Genomic DNA, 22,421 nt, shown 5'->3' with positions numbered 1-22,421 from the left:
GTCGAATGACCACTCGCCTCGGGCCCGGCGGGCGTCCTCTCCCCTCACCAAGGGGGCACCGCCCCAAACCCCTCGTAGCCGCACTGCTATCCGCCGTGGTGCCCGGCCTCGGTCACCTCTACGCCGGCGACCGCAAACGAGCCTGGTGGTGTATCGGCATAACCGCGGTGTTCGTCGTCCCTGCGGCAGTGCTGTTCGCGATGGTGTTCTACGTGACGGGAGTCGACCTGGCGCTCGACCTGGCCCGGCCCTTTTTCGAGAAGCCTGGCCTGCTGATCGCACTGCTTGCAGTGAACTTCATCCTGGTGGCGTTTCGGGCGGCGGTGGTGGTCGACTCGTTCATGTACGCCCGCAACCTCGCACCGGACGACCGACCGATCATCCTGTTCGGCCTCTCCTTCGGCGTCGCCCTGATCCTCATCGCCACCGCCATCCCCCACGGCTGGGTCGGTGAGAGGAACCTCGCATTGCACGACCTGCTCACCCACGACTTCACCACCGACCCAAATCAGGTGACCACCACCACGGCTGCCCCAACCACCACCAGACCCGCCCCGACGATTCCCGGGGCGACCACCACCAGCACGACCACTCCCCCCGCCACGACCACCACCACTCGACCGGATCCGTTCGAGGGCGAGGACCGGGTCAACGTGCTGCTTCTCGGCAGCGATGCGGGTCCAGGACGCACCGGAGTGCGGACCGACACGATGATCGTGGTGAGCATCGACTCCGAGACGGGGTGGACCGCGATGTTCTCGATCCCTCGTAACTTCGTGCGGACTCCGATTCCTGCTGACCACCCGGCCTACTCGGAGTGGCCCGATGGGCTGTGGGGAGATCCGAGCAATTTGGTCTGGGGCATCTACGCCTACGGCCTCCAGAACCCGGCATTGTTCGACGGCGCCAACACCGGGGGGGATGCCGCCAAGACGATCTTCGGCCATCTCGTGGGGCTGGAGATCGACTACTTCGCCATGGTGAACCTCCACGGCTTCGTGGACATGATCGACGCCCTCGGTGGGGTGGAGATCCAAGTGACCCGCCGGATCTATGACGCGGAATATCCGCATGAGGATGGGTACCTGATCGAAATCGAATTCCTGCCGGGGACCTACCGGATGAACGGTCACGACGCCCTGGCATTCGCCCGCACCCGCCACGACGCCGACGACTTCGACCGAATGGGACGCCAGCGGTGTGTGCTCGAAGCGCTCGCCCGTGAAGCAGATCCGGTGTCGCTACTCCGCGAGCTGCCGAGCCTGGTTCCCGCCATCGAGAGCAGCGTCATCACCGACATCCCGGTCGCCCGGTTCCCCGACTTCCTGAGCCTTTTGGCCAAGGTCGACACCGAGCAGATCGTGTCGATGCGCTTCATCCCCAATGCCCCCGAGTTCGCCGGAACGCTCACCTCATATGTCGCCTACCAGGTGGAGGGGTACAACGTCCCCAACGTCGACCTGATCCGCGACCGGGTCCAGATCGCCACCACTCTCCCGCCCCTCGAGGCAGCGGAGGCACTCAACCTCCAACCGCTGGACGAAGTCTGCGGGATGCCGGACGGCGACTGAGTCCGTAGCATTGCGTATCAGAGGAGGGGCACATGAGACGATCGATCATTGGGCTGTTGGTCTTGTCGACGGGGGCGTTCGGGTGCGGGGGCGGATCGGGGGCCAGCACCACGAGCCAAGCCGCGGTCAGTACCACTGGCGCGGTTGCCACCACGACCACCGCGCCGGAAGCGACTACCACCAGCGCTCCCCCGGCGGCCGTATTCACCGCGGAGGACCTCCCGATGGCAGTGCTCACCGACGGTGATCCATGGGTGGTGCCGATCGTCGGCGCCCAGCAGTTCCCCCTGACCCTCGACGACATTTGGCCAATCGAGAACTTCCCCGAGGAGCGCCCGGTCTATGAGGGTGCCGGCTTCCAAGCCGGATCCTTCTCGGCCTTCATCGAAGAGGGGGCCCTGGTGATCACGGGAGCCCACCTGTTCGCCGACGCCGCCGGTGCCTCCGTGGCTCTCGATCTGATCGAATCGTCATTCATGGATACCGAACTTATCGCCGCGATCACCGACCTCGAGCCGGGGGCGCTGACCGCGGCCGAGTCGCTCGAGTCCTCGGTGGGTGATCGGTCGGCAGCCGTGCTCGCCACCGGCCCGGACTTCCAGGTCGTCGGGGTGATCTGGACCCAGGGCAACCTGCTCCAGTTCGTCCGCATCGGCATGGTCGTGGGCGACGACGCCCGCCAGGCCGCCACGTTCGACTTGGCGGAAGCGATCGCGGCCCGAGTGGCCGGAGGGTGAGCGGCCACCTTCCTCGCCTTCAGAGGCGGACCGGGGGCTACTCGTAATGCTTGATGTCGGGTGGACCCGACAGGTGGGGACCCAGCGCCCCGAGGAACTCACCTACATGAGACTCCTGCCACTTTTCATGATCACCCACTGAATCCCACCTGGCGAGGATCAGCAACCGATCGGAGTCTTCGATCCCCCGGAGCAGATCCATACCGTGAAAGCCCGCGACATCCTCGAAAAGAGGCGCGGTAGTACCCAGCGCGGCGCCGAGTCCGTCGGGGTCAGAGGTGTCGAGGTAGATCACAGCGGTGATCATGATGCTCCTTCGCCTTGTCGGACCTTCGACCCTAGCGCGCATCCTCCGGAGGACGGCAACCCGCCCGAAAGGGCGTTTCCTGGGGTTCGGCGAAGCGAAGTCCCAAGCTGCCCGAAGGGCAGCCAGCCTCCGTGGCGATTGAACGGCCCCCAGAGGGAAGGCGCTGCGCGCTGGCGCCCACGACACTCGCCCAAAGGAAGGAGTTCCCTGGAGTTCGGCAAGCCGAACTCCCAAGCAACTCGCCCAAAGGGCGAGTTTGCCGTGGGCGCTGAGGGATTCGAACCCCCGACTTCTTCCTTGTAAGGGAAGCGCTCTAGCCAACTGAGCTAAGCGCCCGAGCGCCGAAGGCTAACGCCCGCCGTCGGCTTCTATCCTTCCCCTCCCACGACTGAGGAGCGGGATGACGATCGAGTACATGTCCGGATTCGGCAACGAGCACGCCTCGGAAGCCGTCGAGGGCGCACTGCCGGTGGGGCAGAACAACCCGCAAAAGCCTCCCCGGGGCCTGTACACCGAGCAGTTGAGCGGCACCGCCTTCACCGCCCCCAAGGCGGAGAACCGCCGCACCTGGTTCTACCGGATGCGGCCGTCGGTGCTGCACGTCCACGACCTGCGTCCGGTGGACCATCCGCATCTCCGCACCGCCCCCAACCGGGAAACCGAGCCGCCGATCGGGCAGCTCCGGTGGGACCCGATTCCGATGGAGGCCGGCCCGCTCACCTGGCTCGACGGTCTGCGAACCATCGCCACCAACGGCGACGTCCATGGCCAGTACGGGATGGCGGCCCACATCTACCTGGCGACCAAGTCGATGGACCGCACCTACTTCTACAACGCCGACGGCGAGCTGCTGATCGTGCCCCAGGAAGGGGGGCTGCGGATCGCCACGGAGTGCGGCGTCATCGAAGCCGTCCCCGGAGAAGTGTGCCTGATCCCCCGGGCGATGAAGTTCAAGGTCGACCTGATGGGCGATCACGCCCGGGGATACGTGTGCGAGAACTATGGGGCGTACCTGGATCTTCCCGAGCGGGGGCCGGTCGGCGCCAACGGGCTGGCCAACGCCCGCGACTTTCTCGCCCCCACCGCGGCGTACGAGGAGACCGAGGGCGCCGCCACCGTGTTCGTGAAGTTCGACGGACGCCTCTTTGCCTCGGACATCGACCACTCGCCGCTCGATGTAGTGGCATGGCACGGAAACCACGTCCCCTATAAGTACGACCTCGCCCGCTTCAACACGATCGGGTCGATTTCCTTCGACCACCCCGACCCGTCGATCTTCACCGTGCTCACCTCGCAGTCGGATCGACCGGGGACCGCCAACCTCGACTTCGTGATCTTCCCCGACCGGTGGCTGGTCGCCGAGCACACCTTCCGGCCGCCCTACTACCACAGCAACATCATGAGCGAGTTCATGGGGCTGATCCACGGGGTCTACGACGCGAAGCTGGAAGGGTTCAACCCGGGCGGCTTCAGCCTCCACAACCAGTACTGGCCGCACGGGCCCGACAACGAGGCCTTCGAGGGCGCCACCAATGCCACCCTCGAGCCGCAGAAGCTCGAGGGCACCCTGGCCTTCATGTTCGAGACCCGGTATCCGTTGATCCCCACCGCCTACGCCTCGACCCTCCCCGCACTGCAGGAGGACTATCAGGAGGTCTGGGCGAGCCTGCGGCGGCGCTTCGGGCGGTAGACCCTCAGCCCTCCCGCGGAGGCCGGACGCTACCCGGCACGGGCAACAGCGCCCCCTGGGGAATCTGACGCTCGACCGAGGTCGTCTGGACCAGGCCGAGTTCGTCGACGATCACACTGGTGTTGTCGCAACCACCGTCGGCCCGCGACTGGTAGTTGACCCGCACCCGCTGCGGCCGCACGTCTTCTCCCGATGCCGCCACCGCCCGCAGGTCCGACCACCGGGCCGACACCGACGGCTGCTCGCACCGGGCGAACACCTCGCTCCACACCATCGGCGCGGTCAGATACGCGCCATCCGTGTAGAGATCCCGGACCACCACCTCGACCCCGGCCTCGAGGTCGGCGATGGTCCCCCGCCAGGCGTGGACATCCGGGGGCCCGTCGGGCGACGGCGCCACTCGCAGCCGGTAGCGCCGACCCGCCTTCCAGACGAAGTCCCGGGTGTTGACGTCGTTGCGGCTGCTCTTCAACGGCGACCGCGAGCCAACCAGCAGGCGCGAGGCTCCGTCGGCAGGCCCGTATCCGCCCCAATTGGCCGCGGTCGAGTCGGGAAAGGCGGGGTTCCACTGAAGGCCGAGGTGGGCACCGCCGCGCAGCCGCCGATCCGACGCGAAGCTCACCTGAAGGGCGAAGAAGTACAGGCGACGCACTGACGGCTGCTGCAGCACTTCCAGCACTGCCGACACCTCGATCAGCGGCGTCTGCGGCACCTCCCAGACGAGATGGAACGACGACGCCCCGTTGGCGGAACGCGGCTCACCCCAGGTTCGCTGCCGTACCTGAGCCGCGGAGCGGAACCGTTGCCAGAAGCTCGTCACGGCTGCTGCTGCTGGGCCCAGGGGTGGATCCAGGCGCCCTCGTAGACCCCCCGGCGGTCCCCACACGACCAGTGGCCCCAGGGACCAGGGCCGAGGCCCCATACGCTGTATCCGCGCCCCACCTCGTCGTACCGATCGAAGTTGAACTCTGGCCACACCGCCGGGCTCCACCCACCGCCGCTGCGATTGCCGAGAAGGGTCTCCCGCGACTCCCAAACGAGGAGGGCGGCCACGGTGGCGTTGTACTCGGGGTTGAAGATCGAAGCGTCGGCCGGCAGCCCGCCCGACTTGTCGGGATGGAGCGAGCGAACCCGATCGACCCGATACTGCCAGTAGAAGGGAAGGTGCTGAAACAGCCCGGAGGCGTCCGATGAGGGGTTGCGCGCCATCGGATTGCCTCCGCTCTCGCACTGCATCACGTTGAGAGCGTTGTCGACCTGCGAGCCGACGCAGAACTCGACGCCGTCACGGGTCGCGCACTTCGTCTGGTTGAGGCCCCAGCGCCCGAACACCTCGTTCACCAGGGACCGCCACTGCTCGACGCCTTCACTCGGCACATAGGGGTAGATGACGGTGGTGGTGGTCGAGTTGGGACGGGTGGTGGGGCCCGCGGTGGAGGTGGTCTGGCTGGCGAGCTCCTCCTCCTGACGGCGTATTTCGGCTTCCAGGGCCGCCTGCCGGGCGGCTTCCTCGCGCTCCCATTGTTCCCGGAGGCTATCGAACCGCGTTTTCACCTCTGAATGCACCGAGCGGCGCTCGGCAACGACGACGGCACGAGTGGCGATCTCGCCCTCCCAATGGCCGATGGCCTCCTGCACCTCGGCTCGGAGGTGGACGATATCGGCGCCGATGAATGCCAGGTCGATCACCTCTGATCGGTCGCGCTCCGCGATCGCCCCCAGGTAGGCGACACGGGACGAGAAGGAGGCGACATCGGTGACGACCAGTTGGGACGATCCCGACTGGGCGACCATGTACATCCGGGCGATACGAGCGCGTACCGACTGGGCATGGACCGATGCCTCGTCCTCGAGGTCCGATTCGCGGTCCGCCAGACGGGCGAGCATGGAGTCGAGTCGGCTCCGCTCGGATTCGGCCTCGGCCAGATCGGCCTCGGACGCGGCAAGGGCTGCCGCGGCGTCATCGAGCGCCTGCTCGGCCGCCTCGACTTCGGAGAGGCTGACCGCGGCGCCGGCGGGCAACGCCACTACCACCGTCGCGCCGGCGATCGCGACGGCGATGGTGAGGATGGCGAGGCGGCGCCTCGTGCCCAGGTCTGGAGTCATGGCGCCGGATGATATGGGCATACCCGGGGGTGTGCTCCGCTCAGACTCCGTCGAACGACGGATGTACCCAGGACGAATCCCAGAAGCCGCGATGCGCCCCGCACGTCCAGTGCCCCCACGGCTCGGGCCCCTTCGCCCAGTTGCTGAGGTATGGGGGGCCCGACTCGTACCCTGGGTAGGCGATCCGGCCCAACTGGACCTCGCGCGATCGCCAGACCAGGTACGCCGACACCATGGCGTTCAACTCGGGATCGAAGATGCTGGGATTGTCCGGCCAGTCGTAGACCACCCATCCTTCGGCCATGGCATTGGCGAGCCGTCCTGGGAAGTACTCGGGGCGGTGTTGGAACAGTCCAGAGACGCCGGTGCTGCCGGCGAGGGCGAACGGGAAGCCCCAGCTCTCACAGACCAGCACGTCGAGGGCCTGCTCGATCTGGGGGCCGACGCAGCGCTCCTCACTGTTGACGACGGCGCAGTCCTCCTCGTCGAGACCCCATCGGCCGAAGGTGTCGGTGATCATGTCCCGCCACTCCTCGCGGGCCGCCGAAAAGGAGGACGCCTGGTAGTGGAGGCGCTCACAGCCATGCTGTTCCGCCCCATTGGCGCAGTAGTCGTAGTCCTGCCCACCGCGGAGAATGCTGTCGTCGTCGCCGTCGAAGTGGCTCCAGTCCGACCACAGCCGATCGAATCCCCGGCCCCCGCGGATGTCGTCGACCCCACTGTCGGCCCCCGACCCGTCTCCCCCGTTGAGGCGGTCATCACCGAGGCCGCCCTTGATGAGATCGTCGCCCGAGCCGCCATCGATGTGATCCTGGCCTTTGCCGCCGCGTAGGTCGTCGCTACCCGGGCCACCGATCAATCGGTCGCCCCCCTTGCCGCCACGAAACGCATCGGGCCCATCGGCTCCGATCAAGATGTCGCCGCCGCGCCCTCCCGAGGCCCGGTCGGCACCGCCACGACCCTCGAATCGGTCGCTACCCGAGCCGAGGCACACGGTGTCGGCAGAATCGGACCCGAACACCACGTCGTTCCCGCCCAACGTCGCCACGACGAACGGCCCGGGGCCATGACTGCCATCCTGGAGATCGATGGTGTCGGAGCCATCGGTCCCGATCACGTTCGCCGCCTCCCCGAAACAAGTCACGTTGTCCGCGCCGGCGGAGGATTGGCCGGCTACCCCGATGATGGGGAGCAGCGCCAGCAACGCGCCGGGAATCACGATCCGTCGGGTCTTCCGCATTTTCTCCTGGCGGGTGGTCGGCGACCGAGTATGCCAGGGGCGGGTCACTATGCGTCCTGTAGCGTCATGCCGTGACCGAATGTGCCTTTTGCGCGATCGTCGACGGCGCCCAGCCGGCGGACCTGGTACTCGATGAGGCGGAGTTCATCGGGTTCCTCGACAATCGACCTGTGTTCATCGGCCACACCCTGCTGGTTCCTCGCCGCCACTTCGACACCCTCGAGGATCTACCGGATGAATTGGCGGCGAACCTCGCCATCACCGCCCGGCGCCTCGCGATCGCGGTGCGGGTGGGTCTAGATGCCCAGGGCACCTTCGTGGCGATGAACAACACCATCAGCCAGAGCGTGCCTCACCTCCATGTCCATGTCGTCCCCCGGTCGAAGGGCGACGGACTGCGGGGCTTCTTCTGGCCCCGGACTCGCTACGACGACGATGCCCACCGCCTCCGGGTCGGCTCCCAAATCGCGAACGCCCTGCCGACCGGCTAGGTGGCGGCGCCACCCGGCGCCGGAGCCACGACCCGGGGACGCCGTTGGGCGAGGCCGACCAGGGCGACCCCCAGCAGGATGATGGGCAACCCGACGAGGGCCCACACCCCGATCACCTCATCGCCAAGAGTCACCCCGAGCGCCACCGCCACTGCCGGGTTCACATAGGCGTAGGAGGTCGCCACCGCCGGTCTGGTGTGTGAGAGCAGATAGGCGTACGCCGTATAGGCGAACAGCGATCCGAAGATCGTCAGATACGCCAGGGCCAGCCATGGGCCGAGCCCTGGCATCTCCTCGATCCGCTCCCCCCGGACCAGCCCGGCGACGATGAGCACCGCGCCCCCTGTCAGCATCTGGGCGGCCGATGCCATCAGCCCCTGCGGCATGCGCAATCGCGAGGACACCACCGACCCGAACGCCCAGAGAAACGGGGACAAGACCATCAGGAGCGTCCCCAGCCCGCTGCTCCGGAAATCTCCTTCGCGGCTGAGCAGGATCACTCCGGTGAAGCCGACGACCAGCCCGGCCCACTCCAGTCGATTCGGCCAGCGACCAAAGAGCCCGCTCCACAGGGCGGCCCAGAGCGGCATCACTGCCACGGCCGATGCTGCCAGGCCGGAACCGACGCCGTTGTCCTCGGCCACGGTCACCAATCCCAGCCCGCCGATGAAGAGCACCGCCCCCACGAAGGCGGCATTACGCCATTCCACCGCCGTCGGGTGTGCCCTTCCCCGCCGCCGTGCAATCGGGTAGAGCAGCCCTCCGGCGACCACGAGGCGAATGCCATTCATCACGAAGGCGGGGAAGCCCTCGAGGCCCCACCGCAGCACCAGATAGGTGGAGCCCCAGACCACGTACACGAGCGCGAGCGACAAGGGCACCAGCAAGCGCTCGCCGCGAATGGCGTGGGTCACAACCGACAACAACCGCCGGAGCGACCGATTTGTTGCAGGCGACGCGACTGGGCCGCCGCCTTGCGGCGCCGGCCCCAGTCGGGCATTTCAGGGTCTAGCGGAACAGGCGACGGCGCTCGGTGGCGATCACCAGCGAGCCGCTGCCCATGAACACGAACCCGAGCCCACCGAGCAGGATCGCCAGCAGGTGCCCGGCGCCATTGTTCGGCAACTCGGGATCGTCCGGCCCCAGCACGGTCGTGGTGGTCCCACCAACCGTCGTCGTGGTCGTCGGTTCGTCGGGGCCCAACACCGTCGTGGTGGTGCCGTCGCCGGCAGTCGTGGTCGTGCCATCGCCGACGGTCGTGGTCGTACCCGCCACCGTCGTGGTCGTGGTATCCGGGCCGAGCACCGTCGTCGTGGTGCTGTTCCCCAACGTCGTCGTCGTGGTCCCGTCACCCAACTCCAATGTCGTCGTCGTACTGCCGCTACCCAACGTCGTCGTCGTACTGCCGCTACCCAACGTCGTCGTCGTACTGCCGCTACCCAACGTCGTCGTCGTCGACCCCCCCGCGATCGTCGTAGTCGTGGTACCGGTCGTGTCCTCCGCGGAGGCACAGCTGACAGTGGCAGTGCCCTCGATGTCCCCCTGAACGGCGTTGAAATCGACGAAGATGTTCGTACCGGGTCCGCCGTCGAACACGTCGGCACCAGCGTTCCCAGTGAGGGTGTCGTCGTCGGCGCCTCCCGAGAGCTGATCGTTGCCTCCGTTGCCGGTTATGGCGTCGTTGCCCGACCCACCGGAGATCTGGTCAGCCCCGTCTCCACCGGAGATGACGTCGATGCCCGCCCCGGCGGCGATGCAGTCGGCGCCCCCGTTGCCCTCGATGTCGTCGTTGCCAGCCCCGGAGGTGATGGAGTCGGCATCGTCGCCACCCTGGATCGTGTCGTTGCCCGAACCGGTCACGATCACATCGGCCCCACCGTTGCCCTCGATATCGTTGTCACCGTCGCCCGCGTCGATGTCATCGGCGCCGTCGCCACCCTGGATCGTGTCGTTGCCCGAACCGGTCACGATCACATCGGCGTCACTGTTGCCCTCGACATCGTTGTCGCCGTCGCCCGCGTCGATGTCATCGGAGTCCTCGCCACCCTGGATCGTGTCGTTGCCCGAACCGGTCACGATCACGTCCGCACCGGCGTCGCCGTCGACATCGTTGTCGCCATCGCCGGCGAAGATGCTGTCGTTCCCGCTGTCCCCGTTGATCGTGTCGTTGCCACCGAGGGTGCAGATGATGTCATTGCCGCTGAGGGCGTTGATGGTGTCGTTGCCGCCGTTGCCATAGATGAGGTCGTCACCCGTCGTCCCGGAGATGTTGTCGTCACCGGCGGTGCCGTTGATGACGTTGTAGGTGACTGTGCCGCTGCCGGGGTCGAAGTCGAAGGGACCATCGGAAGGAGACAGCAGGCAGGCGTCGCCGGCGGCAGCCGAAGCGGGCACCGCACCGATGACGACGATGCCGGCGAACGCAAGCAGCATCGCCCCTACCAAGATGAGCGCGCCACCAACCCGCCCCCGCTGCGAATGAACAACTGCCGACATGACACCTAGCTCCTGGTTCGGAGCCCGGATCCGACGCCCCGCCCGACCGCAAGCGGCGGTCCTGAATCGGCGCTGCCGGGCCCAAGGCCCTGGCGTTCCCCTCCTTGAAGCCACGGATCATAGTCACCGCGCGCTCTGCGTGGCAAATACCGGGGCTGTGCGCCGCCGGACCGCCTTCCTGGGAGCGATCGCTGGCAGGCACCCCCAGACCGAGCTCGCTGATCGAGCGAGAAAACTTCTCCACTCCCTGCCACTCCGAGTAGTCTCGACCGTCATGGCGACGAAAGTCCCCGAGACCGGGTCGGCGGCGCTGACCTACGACAAGTCGGCCGACATCGGCGTGTTCGACGGGCGCATCGTCGCGCCCAAGCGCCCCGCACGTGCCTCCACCGCATCGACCAAGAAGCAGTCGCCGACGCCGCGCCCCGTCTCAGTTCACAAAGGAACCTCCACCGAACCTCCCGACGACTCAGCGTCGGAAGGAACGCCGAGGCGCCGAAGCTTCATCGTCCCATTGATCGCCGGCCTCCTCCTGCTGCTGGCTGGTGGCGGCGCGGTCTTCTACAGCCTCTCGTCGGTGGTGGTGTCCGATCGCGCCGCCGCCCGAGCTCAGGACGATCTGCGCGATCAGTTCGTCCAGCGGCAGTCCCTCGCCGCGAGCGGCCTCCTCGCCGCGGCCTTCGACCCTGACGCCGCGCCCTCGGACGTGGAGTCGGTGGTGGAGGGCGACTTCGAGACCGAGGAAGACGTCCCGGTGATCTTCGGTGCTCCGGTCGAAACGACCCCGATGATCAACGACCCCACCCAGTTGGCGGGGTGGATGTTCGAGGCGGACCCGCCGAATGGCGAGGCACTCGGACGGATCGTGATCCCCGCCGCATCGATCGACTGGGTGGTCGTTCAAGGGGTCAATCCGAGTCATCTCAAGAAGGGCCCGGGGCACATGCCGGGCACTCCGATGCCTGGTCAGTACGGGAACGCCGTCATCAGCGGCCACCGCACCACCTACGGCGGGCCGTTCGGCAACCTCGACCGAATGGCCCCGGGAGATCGGTTCACCGTCGAGACGCTGATCGGGGTGCACACCTACCAGGTGGTGTCGGTGGAGTTGGTGCGGCCAACCGACACCTGGGTGGTGCAGCCGATGGACGGAGCCTGGCTCACGCTGATCACCTGCCACCCGAAGTACACCTCACAACAGCGGATGATCGTGTTCTCCAAGCTCGTCGAAGGGCCCAACGCGGACGAGGTCGCCGAGGTGTACGGCACCTTGTACGCGGGACCGCGTCAGCCGCTCCCGTTCGAGTCGACCTCCACCCCTGCGGGCTAGTCACCGCAGACGGGTCCTCACCATTTTCTGTTCAAGCTCACGGGGAACCTCTCCGATGAGTAGTCATGATGACTACTCTCCGTGGCAGCCTGCTCGTCCTCGTAACAGCCCTGGCGCTGGTCGCCGCAGCGGCATTTCACACCCCCGAGGCCGATGCAGCGATCGATCCCATCGTCGAGGCACAACTCGTCGTATATGAGATCAATCGGGCCCGCTGGGGTCCCGCCGCCTTCGGTGCGGAGACGAACTCGTCGGTGCCGTCCGACGTGCTCCCCCAGCCACCGGTTGCCCTCAACCAGGCCCTGGCTGAGTCGGCGACCTTCAAGGCCAACGAGATGGCACGATTCGGCTATTTCGCCCACCAGAGCGCGGCCACCGGAAAGTGGCCCAACAAATTGGCGCGCGACGCGGGCTATCCGCTGCCGTCGTGGTGGTCCGACGATGCGAACTACATCGAGTCGCTGAACTCGGGCAGCAGCGTGGCGATCCGGGTGGTCGGCAGCTTCGCCAACTCACCCTCCCACCGGCGCCACATCTTCGGAGAAGGCACCTTCGCCGACTACCTCGAAATCGGAGTGGGGCGAAGCGACTCGTCGAACTATTGGGCAGTCCACACCGGCATGAGAGACAACCCGCTGCTCTTCGTCACCGGGGTCGTCTACTCGGACGACAACCGCAACGGCCGAATGGACCTCGGTGAGGGTCTCCTCGGGGTGACCGTCACCGCCGGAGGCCGGCAGGCAAAGACCAACGCCGGCGGCGGCTACGCGATCGAGGTAGCCGACGGGAAGCGCGTCATCTCGGCTTCCGGCGGTTCGCTCGCGGGATCCCAGAACGAAGCGCTCGTCAAGGTCAACGGATTCAACGTCGGAGTCGACTTCGTCTCCGGTGCTCGACCCATCGTGCGCACATACCAACTGTGCAAGGGACTCCAGCCGACCATCCTCGGCACGAGCGGGCCAGATGTGTTGAAGGGGACCAACGGGCGCGACGTGATCGTCGGGCTCGGCGGGGCAGACACCATCTACGGTCTCGGCGGCAACGATGTCATCTGCGGCCGCGGCGGCAATGACAGCATCTACGGCGGTGATGGTGACGACCGAATCATCGGCGGGTCAGGCAGAGACGTGATCGAAGGAGGGGCCGGCCGCAACACTCTCTCTGGCGGCCGCGGGAACGACCTCATCGTGGCGTCCGCCGGTGACAAGGTGCGCGGTGGCGCCGGGGTCAACGAAGTCCGCACGCGGTAGGCGCGCAGCGCTCGGGGCTACCAGTTGGCGCCGATGTATTTCGTCTCGAGGAATTCCTGCATCCCGTGGTGCGAGCCCTCACGCCCCAGCCCCGACTCCTTGACGCCCCCGAACGGCGTCGCCGGGTCAGAGATCAACCCTCGATTGAGGGCGACCATCCCTGCTTCCAATCTCTCGGCGATCGACAGCCCGATCCTTTCGTCGCCGGTGAAGACGTACGAGATCAGCCCCAGGTCGGTGCCGTTCGCCTGCTCGACCGCGTCGTCGATGTCGTCGAACCGCACGATCGGGGCAACCGGGCCGAAGATCTCGGTGGCGAGGATGCCCGCACTGCGGGCAACATCTTTGATGACGGTGGGCAGGTAGAAGTAGCCCTTGCGATCGGGCGCCTTTCCCCCCGTGAGGACCGAGCCCTCCATGGCCGCTTCGTCGACCAACTCGGCGACCTTGTCGCGAGCCGAGGCATTGATCAGCGGACCCACCTCGGTACCCCGCTCCATGCCTCCCCCAACCTGCATCGACTCCATGGCTGCCGACAGCCGAGAGGCGAACTCGTCCGCCACCGTGGAGTGCACGTAAAACCGATTCGCCGCGGTGCATGCTTCACCGGCGTTGCGCATCTTCGCCTGCACCGCTCCGATGACGGCGGCGTCGAGGTCGGCGTCTCCCAGCACGAGGAAGGGAGCGTTCCCCCCGAGCTCCATCGACACGCTGAGCACCCTCTTCGCTGCCTCCCCCAGCAGCACTCTTCCCACCTCGGTCGATCCCGTGAACGACAGCTTGCGCACCCGGCTGTCTGCCATCGCGGTGTTGACCACCGCAGAGGAGGACGAGGACGGAATCACGTTCACTACCCCTGGCGGGCACCCAGCCTCTTCGAGGAGGTCAGCCAGGGCCAGGGCGGTGAGCGGTGTATCGGAGGCCGGCTTGAGGACCACCGGGCACCCAGCCGCCAGGGCAGGTCCGATCTTGCGAGTGCCCATTGCCATTGGGAAGTTCCACGGCGTCACCAGGAGTGACACCCCGATCGGCTGGTACACGACGAAGACCCGCTTGTCGCCCGCCGGCGCCCGATACATCTCGCCGCGATTGCGCACCGCCTCCTCCGAGAACCACCGAAAAAACTCGGCCCCGTACCGCACCTCGCCGATCGCATCGGGGAACGCCTTGCCGTTCTCGGTGACGATCAGTTCGGCAAAGTCCTTCTCGCGATCGAGGAGGAGTTCGAATGCCTTGCGGAGGATTTCACCCCGGTCCCGGGGAGCACGGTCGGCCCAGTCTTCAAAGGCGTCGTGCGCGGCGGCAACTGCGGCGAGCGCATCCTCGGGACTCGCCGAGGCGACCGACGCCACGATCTCCTCCGAGGCAGGATCGCGCACATCGATCGTCCCGCCGGCCGAACCCTGGCGCCATTCCCCGCCGATGTAGAGGCCGGTCTTGCCGTCGGCCACGAGCCGTTCTACGAGATTCATCTGATCCAGTCTCCAGTCTCCAGTCTCCAGTCTCCAGTCCCCAGTCCCCAGCCCCCAGAAGAAGGCGCGCCTCCCCAGGGTACGCCCACTGGTGGGCCGCATCGCGCATCGCGCTCTCATCCGCGGGCGGCATCTAGTGCCCGCTTGAACACGTCGTCACCTACGTTCCCGCCGCTGACGACCACGGTTGTCGGACCAGGGGTCGCCACCTTGCCCGCCAGAACGGCGGCAACTCCCACCGCTCCCCCACCCTCTACCCGCCAACCGTGATCGTCGTGAAGAAACTTCATCGCGGTGGCGATCTCGGACTCGGACACGAGCACCGTGTCGTGCACCAGTGCCTGGCACATCTCGAACGTGTGGTGGTTCTCCTCTCCCAACCCCCCGGCGAGGGCATCGGCCAGGGTGTCCTCCTCGACCACGCCGACGAGGCTGCCGGCGGCGAGGCTTCGATGCATCGCCGGGCCGCGCTCCTGGCTCACTCCGATCACACTGATGCCAGGCGAGATGGCCTTGGCGGCCACCGCGATCCCGGATATCAGGCCCCCACCCGACAGGGGCACCACGATCGCTTCGCAGTCGGGGAATGCATCCAGGATCTCGATGCCGATGGTCCCCTGCCCGGCGATGACGGCGGGATCGTCGAAGGGATGGATGAACGCGAGGCCCTCGTCGGCCACAAGTCGACGAGCGGCCGCCTCGGCGTCGTCCTGATCGGGCCCTCCGACCACCACCCGAGCACCAAGACCCTCGATGGCCTCGACCTTGTTCGCCGGGACCCTCGCCGAGACGCATACGGTGGCGGGGAAGCCGAGGAGACGGGCCACATGGGCCACGGCCCGGCCGTGGTTGCCACTCGAGACGGCCACCACCCCGGCGGCCACCGATTCGGGGTCCCAAGACAGCAGGGCGTTGGCCGCGCCACGCACCTTGAAGGACCCGGTTTCCTGCAGGCACTCGGCCTTGAGGCGCACTGGCCCGCCCAATCTCGACAGAGACGGCGACACGACCAGCGGGGTTACCCGGGCGATTCCGGCGATTCGCGCCGCGGCAGCCGTTACCTCGGAGATGGTGGGGTGGTTCACCCGGATACGGTGAACGGGCCCGGAATCGTGGTGCCGTCGCTGTCGGCCTGCGCGATGGTTACGTCACCTATGGCCATGAATTCGGTTCCTCCGGTTCGCGGACGCGAATCGCCTGATTGCGCAACTCTAGGTTTGCCAGACCTTCGCCTATCAGGAATACGCAGCGAATCCTTTACGCTTCTGCCGCCGTGTTCACTACGCGCCGATCTATCGAGCACCCCCTGAGGCGACTGCCATGAAATCGTTCCGGGTGCTGTTTCTCGCCGACAGCCAGTTGGGCCTGTACGCCTCGTTCAGTGGCCTGTCCGAAGAAGCGGCGGCCCAATACGCGGCTCAGGGCATGTACGTGGAGGCGGTGCCACCGACCCAGGGACACGAGTGGGACGCGGCGATGTACCGGAAGGCGGTCGGGGCGGCCAACCATCTACGGCCCGATCTGGTGCTGTTCGGGGGCGACATGATCGACGATCCCAACAGCGAGGATCAGCTGAGCACCTTCCTAGAAATCTCGACCCATCTCGACCCCGACATCCCGATGCGATTCGCCCCCGGAAACCACGACATCGCCGCGGATACGGTCGTGCCGACGCCGGCGAGCATCGCCGCCTATCGGGCGGTCTACGGGGACGACTACTACACGTTTCGGGCCGGCCCGGTGTCGTTCGTCGTCCTCAACACCGTGGTCATCGACCACCCCGAATCGGCGCCGGCAGAGTGGGCTGCGCAGCGGGAGTTCATCGCCGACGCGCTCGATTCGAGCGAGCCGCCGATCGTCGTCGGGCACCACCCCCTCTTCCTCGAAAGCCTCCACGAGGAGGACAACTACTGGAACCTCCCGACGGAGAGGCGGATCCCTCTCGTCGAGCAGATGCGCCGCGCCGGGGTTCGCCTGTCGATCGCCGGGCATTGGCACCGCAACAACATCGCCAGCTACGGCGACCTCGAAGTGGTCACCTCGGGCCCGGTCGGCTATCCCCTCGGTAGCGACCCGTCGGGTTTCCGACTGATCGAAATCACGGAAGAGGGGCGCATATCCCACCGCTACTTGCCGCTCGACCCCGACTAGGGCTGTCCGAAGTGAGATCATCGAACCTGACCACCTGAGGCAACCATGGCCAAACCATTCATTGTCACCGTCGACGACGACCCCCAGGTGCTGGCGGCGGTGGAACGAGACCTGCGCACGAAGTACGCCGCCGACTACCGGATCCTCCGCGCCAGTTCAGGCGCTCAGGCGCTGGAAGCGATCGATGGACTCAAGGGCCGGGGCGACCAACTGGCACTGATCGTGGCCGACCAGCGCATGCCGCAGATGACGGGCACCGATTTCCTCGAGAAGGCAGCCCGTATCTACCCACAGGCGCGCACCGTGCTTCTCACCGCCTACGCCGACACCGAGGCCGCCATCCAGGCGATCAACCAGGTGGGTCTCGACCACTATCTGATGAAGCCCTGGGATCCACCCGAGGACCACCTGTATCCGGTGCTCGATGACCTCCTGGACGAGTGGAACCAGACTGTTGAACTGCCATACGAAGGTATCCGGGTGATCGGCACCACCTGGTCTCCGCTGACCCATGAAGTGAAGGACTTTCTCGCCCGCAACCAGATCTCGTATCGCTTCGCCGACGTCGAGCGGGACGAGGAGGCTGCAGCCATCGCCTCCGCCGCCGAGAACCACATCCCGGTGGTCCTCATGCCCGATGGAACCAGGCTGGTCGAGCCCGACCGGCGGACCCTCGCGGCGCAGGTGGGAATGCGGGTCGAAGCCGAGAAGCCCTTCTACGACCTGGTCGTCATCGGGGCCGGCCCCGCCGGACTGGCTGCCGGCGTCTACGGCGCGTCCGAGGGGCTCAGCGTCACGATCCTCGAGCGTGACTCGACCGGCGGGCAGGCCGGTACCAGCTCGCGTATCGAGAACTACCTGGGGTTCCCCAAGGGCATCAGCGGTACCGATCTTGCCCGACGGGCCACCACGCAGGCGCTGCGGCTCGGAGCCGAGATCGTGACCGCCGGCGAAGTCGGATCGGTTCGGGTCGATGAAGCGACCAAGATCACCACCCTCTCGGACGGTACGGAGATCGCGTCGAAGGCGATCGTGGTCGCCACGGGTATGACCATGCGGACGTTGGAAGTGCCCGGGTACGAGAAGTTCACCGGCGCCGGGCTGTTCTACGGCGCCGCCATTTCTGAGGCGTCCACCTACCGGGATCGGCCGGTGTTCGTGATCGGCGGGGCGAACTCGGCGGGACAGGCGGCGATGATGTTCAGCCGGTACTCGAGCACCGTCACGATCGTGGTCCGCGGCAACAGCATCGAGTCGAAGATGTCGCAGTATCTGGTCGATCAAATTCGGGCCACGAAGAACATCGAGGTCCTGCTCGACACCCAGATAGTCGAGATGCTCGGCCAGACCCGACTGGAGGGCGTGATCCTGATGGAAGGCAACGACCGGGTGGAACGAGAGTGCGCCGCCGTCTTCGTGTTCGTCGGCGCCCGACCCCACTCCGACTTCATCAGGGATCTGGTAGCAGTCAACGAGCAAGGGTTCATCCTCACGGGTACCGACCTCGACATGAAGAAATGGCCGCTCGAGCGCGATCCCTACCTGATGGAGACCAGCATCCCCGGTGTATTCGCCGCAGGCGACGTTCGCCATGGGGTGGTGCGACGGGTTGCATCGGCGGTCGGTCAGGGTTCGGTGTGTATCAGCTTCGTCCATCAGTACCTCGGCACGGTCTGACCGTGCTCGAACTCCTCCGGGCCGTATCGCTCTTCTCCGATCTCGATGATGCCGACCTCGAGGCGCTCGCCAAGGACTCGCGGGAGGTCGCCCTCGCCGCCGACACCGAGCTGTTCCAAGAGGGCGACTTTGGCGACGATGCCTACGTGGTGATCGACGGGACCCTCGAGATCACCAAGCAATCGGCGAATCGCGAAGTGCTCGTGGCAGTGCGAACCCGGGGCGACGTGATCGGGGAAATGGCGCCGCTGGAGGCGGCGATCATCGGCCCGGCGCCGCGATCCGCCACCGTGCGCGCCCGCACCGACTCCCGGTTGCTCGAGATCCAGAAGGCCAGTCTCGACCGGGTTCTCGAAACCAGTCCCAAGGGTGCCAGGGCGATGTTCGGCGTGCTGCTCCGGCGGTGGCGTGAAACGGAGTCCCTGGTCCGCCATAGCGAGAAGATGGCTCAACTGGGCACTCTCAGCGCCGGCCTGGCCCACGAGATAAACAACCCGGCCTCGGCGGTGAAGCGTGCAGCCGAGGAGCTCGGCGAAGCAGTCGACCGCTACGTGGAGGCACGGTCGGCGTTCGGCGCGGAGGGCGTACCGCCCAGCGTGACCGGCCTCCTCGAGCGCCTGGCTGCCGGGAACCGTCCCGCACCCACCCCGACCGACCCCCTCGCCCGCAGCGACGTCGAGTCGACGCTGGAGGCGTGGCTCGAGGAACAAGGCGTCGAAGAGGCGTGGTCGCATGCGTCGGCTCTGGTCGAGATCGGCGTCGACCCTGAGGCACTGGAGGCGTTGGGGCTCACAGGGCAAGTGTTGTCTCGGGCAGTCAGCCTGATTACCGCCGGGGCAATCGCCCATGACCTGATCCATGTGACCAAGGAGGGCGCCACCCGGGTGTTCACCCTGGTCAAGTCGATGAAGGACTACTCCTATCTCGACCAGGCACCCATCCAGGATGTCGTCGTGACCACCGGTATCAACGACACCCTCTTGATCCTGCGGTCGAAGCTAAAGGACATCGAGATCGTGACCGAATTCGAGGATCTTCCCCCGATCCCGGCCTACGGAAGCGAACTCAACCAGGTGTGGACCAACCTTCTCGACAACGCGGCGGATGCGATCCATGAGCACGGCGGCGCGAAGATCGCGGTTCGGGCGTTTCGCGAGGAGGACCAAGTGGTCGTGGAGATCTCCGACGACGGGCCGGGTATACCCCCGGAGGTCCAGCCGCGCATTTTCGACGCCTTCTTCACGACCAAGGAGCCCGGCAAAGGGACCGGGCAGGGTCTGGGAATCGCATTCTCCATCGTCGTCCAGCGTCACGGCGGCAACGTGCTGGTGAAGGAAACCGGACCCGACGGCACTACCTTTCGGGTGGAACTCCCCGTCGAAGGACCCCCCGCATGAGGATCAGACGCCGCAAGGAGAAGCCCTCCAAGCCGCCCAAGTGCGAGCACCTCCTGGCGATGCCCATCGACCCCCGCCCCGAAGGGGGATGTGAGCAGTGCCTTGCCCTCGGCGACACGTGGGTGCACCTCAGATTCTGCGTCGAGTGCCGCGCCATCGGCTGCTGCGAGGCTTCGAAGAACCAGCACGCTCGCAAGCATGTCGAAGCGTCCGGGCACCCCGTGGTACGGACGCTCGAACCTGGTGAGGATTGGGCGTGGTGTTATCCAGATGGAATGGGGCGGAACCTCTCACCTCCGGCCGTCGAGACCCTCTCCTAGAGGTGGATGAGACCACCGTCATCCTGCGGTTCCTGCTGGCAGCGGCCCTCGGTGCGCTGATCGGGCTCGAACGCCAGGTGGCTCGCGGCAGCGAGAGCATGGCGTTCTCCGGGATGCGGACGTTCACCCTCTACGCGGTGTGGGGAGCCGGGGCGGCGTTCATGGGCGCAGAGATCGGTCGGGCGGCCTTCGCCGTGGCCGCCGCCGGATTCGTCGCGCTGCTGGTGGTGGAGTACTACTCGATGGCACGCGGCGGCGCAGCCGGAACGACGACGGAGGCGGCCTCCTTCGCTGCCTTCGTCATCGGCGTCCTGGTGTGGACCGAACACGAAGTACCCGCGCTGGCACTGGCGGTCGGCGTCGCCGCCCTCCTCCAGTCCAAGGTCTGGATTCACGGGGTCGTTGGCCGATTCACCGACGAGGACCTGCGGGCGCTACTGCGTTTCGGCGTCCTCACTGCCGTGATCCTGCCGCTCGTGCCGAATCGCAACCTCGGGCCTTTCGAGGCGATCAACCCATTCGAAATCTGGTTGATGGTCGTGTTCGTCGCCGGCATCGGGCTGGCGGGTTATGTGGCGCTCCGTGCCCTCGGCCCGCGGGGCCTGGCCCCCACCGGGCTCCTCGGCGGTCTGGTGTCGTCGACCGCGGTGACTCTCGGCTTCGCCCGGATGAGTCGGCGGTCGCCCGAAGTGACCGGGTCTCTCGCCGCCGGGATCCTGGCCGCATCTGGCGTGATGTACGCGCGAGTGCTGATCGAAGCGTTCGTGGTGGAGCCGCAGCTCGGCCGTCGTCTGGTCATCCCCCTCTCCGCCCTGTTCGTGGCGGTCATCGGGTCGGCAGCCGTCACCTGGCGCCGATCGACGCGCCACGACACGGCCGACTCCGACCTGAAGATCCGCAATCCGGTGACGCTCGCCAGCGCCCTTCAGTTCGGGGCGCTGTATGGCGCCGTGGTGTTCGTCGCCAAGGCCCTCATCGACAACGTGTCGCAGGCATCGCTGAGTGCGGTCGGTGCGGTTTCTGGCATCAACGATGTCGACGCGATCACCTTGGCGACCGCCAATTTCGTGCGCAGCGGGACGGTGCCGGTCGACACGGGGGCCAAAGCGGTGATGGCGGCGGTGGCCGTCAACACCCTCGTCAAGGCCGGCCTGTCGATGGTGCTCGGCTCCAAGTCGTTGGGCATCCGGGTTGCCGCCATCCTGTTGCCAGCGGCCGTCGGGGCCGTGGCGGCCTGGTTCCTGGTGTGACGGTCCGCCGCTAGGTCACGCCGGTCGATCGGCCGGCCGGCGCACCACCGTCTCGGTCTCCCGGGAATCGACCGGCTCGAACCCCCGGGCGTCGTACATCTGGCGCGGTCCCCGGAAACTCCCCGGGTCACCCGCTTCCGGCGATAGGAGGGGATACGCCTCGACCCAGGATCCTCCCCTGGCTCCGGTGTCGGCGATCACCCGGTCGAGCAGGGCCCCGGCTACCCCGTGCTTCCGGTAGGGCGGCGAAATCACGAAGCACGAGACGCCGACCACCGACGACGGGTCGGGACCGTCGGGCTCGGGCCTGTGGTGCTTCCCGTAGGTGTCCCGGGTGGAGGCATTCACCCAGCCGGCCACCTTGCCATCCACATAAGCGAGATATCCGAAAGTGCTGCCGTTGCGCAGCCGCTCGATCATCGCCGCCCGATTGTCGCTCCACAGGCGTTCCGGGTCGTCGGCAGCCGGGGGCTCGTGCGGCTCCCGGCAGTAACACGACGCCCAGTCCGGGTTGCCGGCGAAGCGCTCGTGATCGAAGAGACGCAGCCAGTCGTCGATGCGATCGGCGGTGGCCGGATGCACCGTGACCTCACCGATCTCGCTCAGCCGCTCGGTCGGGCCATCGACCCGCTCGACGGCCGCCGCGTAGTTGATCGCGTAGTTGCGGAGGGAATGCTCGGGATAGGACCAGTCATGGTCCTTGGCGGCGTGCTCGACAAATCGATCGGCAACCGCCTCCGCATCGTCGCCTTCCACCACGACCTCGCAGGCAAAGCATCCGGATCTCAACGGCACCTCCTGAGTTCCGTGACAAGCTAACGGATGGGAGTCGCTTTCCGCTTCCCGCTACCCGCAGCCGGCAAGAAGTTGCTGCGGCCTGGCGGGAAGCGGGAAGCGGGTAGCGGGCCGAGCGCAGCGAGGCCGGGGGGGGGCCAA

20 protein-coding genes and 1 tRNA gene are annotated in these 22,421 nt (G+C 66.8%); 11 read left to right on the top strand and 10 right to left on the bottom strand.

From position 1 onward, the window contains the following. Nucleotides 1-5 precede the first annotated feature (5 nt). Complete coding sequence (locus WD184_06570; protein ID MEX0826395.1) at nt 6-1,571, top strand: LCP family protein; 1,566 nt, start codon at nt 6-8, stop codon at nt 1,569-1,571. A 32-nt stretch (nt 1,572-1,603) separates the two neighbouring features. Continuing rightward, nucleotides 1,604-2,308 (top strand): hypothetical protein, encoded by a 705-nt coding sequence (locus WD184_06565; protein ID MEX0826394.1) that lies wholly within the window; start codon nt 1,604-1,606, stop codon nt 2,306-2,308. A 37-nt stretch (nt 2,309-2,345) separates the two neighbouring features. On the opposite strand, the gene WD184_06560 is transcribed toward WD184_06565, so the two are convergent. Beyond that, nucleotides 2,346-2,615 (bottom strand): antibiotic biosynthesis monooxygenase family protein, encoded by a 270-nt coding sequence (locus tag WD184_06560; protein ID MEX0826393.1) that lies wholly within the window; start codon nt 2,613-2,615, stop codon nt 2,346-2,348. A 262-nt stretch (nt 2,616-2,877) separates the two neighbouring features. After that, nucleotides 2,878-2,951, bottom strand: a tRNA-Val gene (locus WD184_06555). Nucleotides 2,952-3,015: 64 nt separating this feature from the next. Here WD184_06555 and hmgA point away from each other — a divergent pair. Further along, nucleotides 3,016-4,305, top strand: a complete 1,290-nt coding sequence (hmgA, locus tag WD184_06550) for a homogentisate 1,2-dioxygenase (GenBank protein ID MEX0826392.1) — start codon at nt 3,016-3,018, stop codon at nt 4,303-4,305. Between the two features lie 4 nt (nt 4,306-4,309). Here the strand turns inward: hmgA and WD184_06545 are convergent, their stop codons facing one another. The 3 genes from WD184_06545 to WD184_06535 are packed head-to-tail and all read right to left on the bottom strand — an operon-like array spanning nt 4,310 to nt 7,651. Beyond that, nucleotides 4,310-5,125, bottom strand: coding sequence for a hypothetical protein (locus WD184_06545; GenBank protein ID MEX0826391.1), 816 nt, complete (start codon nt 5,123-5,125; stop codon nt 4,310-4,312). Further along, the gene (locus WD184_06540; GenBank protein ID MEX0826390.1) at nt 5,122-6,411 is read right to left on the bottom strand and encodes a hypothetical protein; all 1,290 of its coding nucleotides are present in this window, start codon (nt 6,409-6,411) and stop codon (nt 5,122-5,124) included. The genes WD184_06545 and WD184_06540 overlap by 4 nt, the downstream gene beginning before the upstream one ends. Nucleotides 6,412-6,451: 40 nt before the next feature. Continuing rightward, the gene (locus WD184_06535) at nt 6,452-7,651 is read right to left on the bottom strand and encodes a calcium-binding protein (protein MEX0826389.1); all 1,200 of its coding nucleotides are present in this window, start codon (nt 7,649-7,651) and stop codon (nt 6,452-6,454) included. A gap of 71 nt (nt 7,652-7,722) precedes the next feature. Here WD184_06535 and WD184_06530 point away from each other — a divergent pair, with 71 nt between their 5' ends. After that, nucleotides 7,723-8,142 (top strand): HIT family protein, encoded by a 420-nt coding sequence (locus tag WD184_06530; protein ID MEX0826388.1) that lies wholly within the window; start codon nt 7,723-7,725, stop codon nt 8,140-8,142. On the opposite strand, the gene yedA is transcribed toward WD184_06530, so the two are convergent. Both yedA and WD184_06520 read right to left on the bottom strand, forming a co-directional pair. Beyond that, complete coding sequence (gene yedA / locus WD184_06525; GenBank protein MEX0826387.1) at nt 8,139-9,056, bottom strand: drug/metabolite exporter YedA; 918 nt, start codon at nt 9,054-9,056, stop codon at nt 8,139-8,141. The two genes, WD184_06530 and yedA, sit on opposite strands and share 4 nt — an antisense overlap. Nucleotides 9,057-9,150: 94 nt before the next feature. Beyond that, on the bottom strand, nt 9,151-10,638 hold the full coding sequence (locus WD184_06520) for a calcium-binding protein (protein ID MEX0826386.1): 1,488 nt from the start codon (nt 10,636-10,638) through the stop codon (nt 9,151-9,153). 274 nt (nt 10,639-10,912) lie between these two features. Here WD184_06520 and WD184_06515 point away from each other — a divergent pair, with 274 nt between their 5' ends. Beyond that, nucleotides 10,913-11,968 (top strand): class E sortase, encoded by a 1,056-nt coding sequence (locus WD184_06515; GenBank protein ID MEX0826385.1) that lies wholly within the window; start codon nt 10,913-10,915, stop codon nt 11,966-11,968. A gap of 65 nt (nt 11,969-12,033) precedes the next feature. Next, on the top strand, nt 12,034-13,218 hold the full coding sequence (locus WD184_06510) for a hypothetical protein (protein MEX0826384.1): 1,185 nt from the start codon (nt 12,034-12,036) through the stop codon (nt 13,216-13,218). 17 nt (nt 13,219-13,235) lie between these two features. Here WD184_06510 and WD184_06505 read toward each other — a convergent pair whose 3' ends face one another. Both WD184_06505 and WD184_06500 read right to left on the bottom strand, forming a co-directional pair. Then, a complete protein-coding gene (locus tag WD184_06505; GenBank protein ID MEX0826383.1) occupies nt 13,236-14,690 on the bottom strand; it encodes an NAD-dependent succinate-semialdehyde dehydrogenase in 1,455 nt (484 codons plus the stop codon). Nucleotides 14,691-14,806: 116 nt separating this feature from the next. Then, entirely contained in the window at nt 14,807-15,775 is a 969-nt protein-coding gene (locus tag WD184_06500; GenBank protein ID MEX0826382.1) for a pyridoxal-phosphate dependent enzyme, read from the bottom strand. A gap of 235 nt (nt 15,776-16,010) precedes the next feature. On the opposite strand from WD184_06500, the gene WD184_06495 reads away from it, so the two are divergent. The 5 genes from WD184_06495 to WD184_06475 are packed head-to-tail and all read left to right on the top strand — an operon-like array spanning nt 16,011 to nt 21,485. Further along, nucleotides 16,011-16,841: a metallophosphoesterase gene (locus WD184_06495; GenBank protein ID MEX0826381.1), complete on the top strand. Its 831-nt coding sequence runs from the start codon at nt 16,011-16,013 to the stop codon at nt 16,839-16,841. Nucleotides 16,842-16,886: 45 nt separating this feature from the next. Continuing rightward, nucleotides 16,887-18,518 (top strand): FAD-dependent oxidoreductase, encoded by a 1,632-nt coding sequence (locus WD184_06490; protein MEX0826380.1) that lies wholly within the window; start codon nt 16,887-16,889, stop codon nt 18,516-18,518. 2 nt (nt 18,519-18,520) lie between these two features. Continuing rightward, the gene (locus tag WD184_06485) at nt 18,521-19,915 is read left to right on the top strand and encodes an ATP-binding protein (protein ID MEX0826379.1); all 1,395 of its coding nucleotides are present in this window, start codon (nt 18,521-18,523) and stop codon (nt 19,913-19,915) included. A gap of 59 nt (nt 19,916-19,974) precedes the next feature. Continuing rightward, nucleotides 19,975-20,235, top strand: coding sequence for a UBP-type zinc finger domain-containing protein (locus WD184_06480; GenBank protein MEX0826378.1), 261 nt, complete (start codon nt 19,975-19,977; stop codon nt 20,233-20,235). A gap of 2 nt (nt 20,236-20,237) precedes the next feature. Continuing rightward, complete coding sequence (locus WD184_06475; protein ID MEX0826377.1) at nt 20,238-21,485, top strand: DUF4010 domain-containing protein; 1,248 nt, start codon at nt 20,238-20,240, stop codon at nt 21,483-21,485. A 15-nt stretch (nt 21,486-21,500) separates the two neighbouring features. On the opposite strand, the gene WD184_06470 is transcribed toward WD184_06475, so the two are convergent. Next, entirely contained in the window at nt 21,501-22,274 is a 774-nt protein-coding gene (locus tag WD184_06470) for a GNAT family N-acetyltransferase (protein MEX0826376.1), read from the bottom strand. Nucleotides 22,275-22,421: the final 147 nt, after the last annotated feature.

It is taken from the genome of Acidimicrobiia bacterium, from assembly GCA_040878325.1.
Lineage (GTDB): Bacteria > Actinomycetota > Acidimicrobiia > Spongiisociales > UBA11373 > JAUYIV01.
The sequence above is the reverse complement of the archived record's forward strand: the minus strand, read 5'-3'. Positions and strand labels throughout refer to the sequence as shown.

Bases quoted from the DNA above. Each gene is read 5' to 3' on its own strand.
- WD184_06570 (MEX0826395.1), top strand. From the start codon at position 6: ATGACCACTCGCCTCGGGCCCGGCGGGCGTCCTCTCCCCTCACCAAGG.
- WD184_06565 (MEX0826394.1), top strand. From the start codon at position 1,604: ATGAGACGATCGATCATTGGGCTGTTGGTCTTGTCGACGGGGGCGTTC.
- WD184_06560 (MEX0826393.1), bottom strand. From the start codon at position 2,615: ATGATCACCGCTGTGATCTACCTCGACACCTCTGACCCCGACGGACTC.
- hmgA (MEX0826392.1), top strand. From the start codon at position 3,016: ATGACGATCGAGTACATGTCCGGATTCGGCAACGAGCACGCCTCGGAA.
- WD184_06540 (MEX0826390.1), bottom strand. From the start codon at position 6,411: ATGACTCCAGACCTGGGCACGAGGCGCCGCCTCGCCATCCTCACCATC.
- WD184_06535 (MEX0826389.1), bottom strand. From the start codon at position 7,651: ATGCGGAAGACCCGACGGATCGTGATTCCCGGCGCGTTGCTGGCGCTG.
- WD184_06520 (MEX0826386.1), bottom strand. From the start codon at position 10,638: ATGTCGGCAGTTGTTCATTCGCAGCGGGGGCGGGTTGGTGGCGCGCTC.
- WD184_06515 (MEX0826385.1), top strand. From the start codon at position 10,913: ATGGCGACGAAAGTCCCCGAGACCGGGTCGGCGGCGCTGACCTACGAC.
- WD184_06510 (MEX0826384.1), top strand. From the start codon at position 12,034: ATGATGACTACTCTCCGTGGCAGCCTGCTCGTCCTCGTAACAGCCCTG.
- WD184_06505 (MEX0826383.1), bottom strand. From the start codon at position 14,690: ATGAATCTCGTAGAACGGCTCGTGGCCGACGGCAAGACCGGCCTCTAC.
- WD184_06495 (MEX0826381.1), top strand. From the start codon at position 16,011: ATGAAATCGTTCCGGGTGCTGTTTCTCGCCGACAGCCAGTTGGGCCTG.
- WD184_06490 (MEX0826380.1), top strand. From the start codon at position 16,887: ATGGCCAAACCATTCATTGTCACCGTCGACGACGACCCCCAGGTGCTG.
- WD184_06480 (MEX0826378.1), top strand. From the start codon at position 19,975: ATGCCCATCGACCCCCGCCCCGAAGGGGGATGTGAGCAGTGCCTTGCC.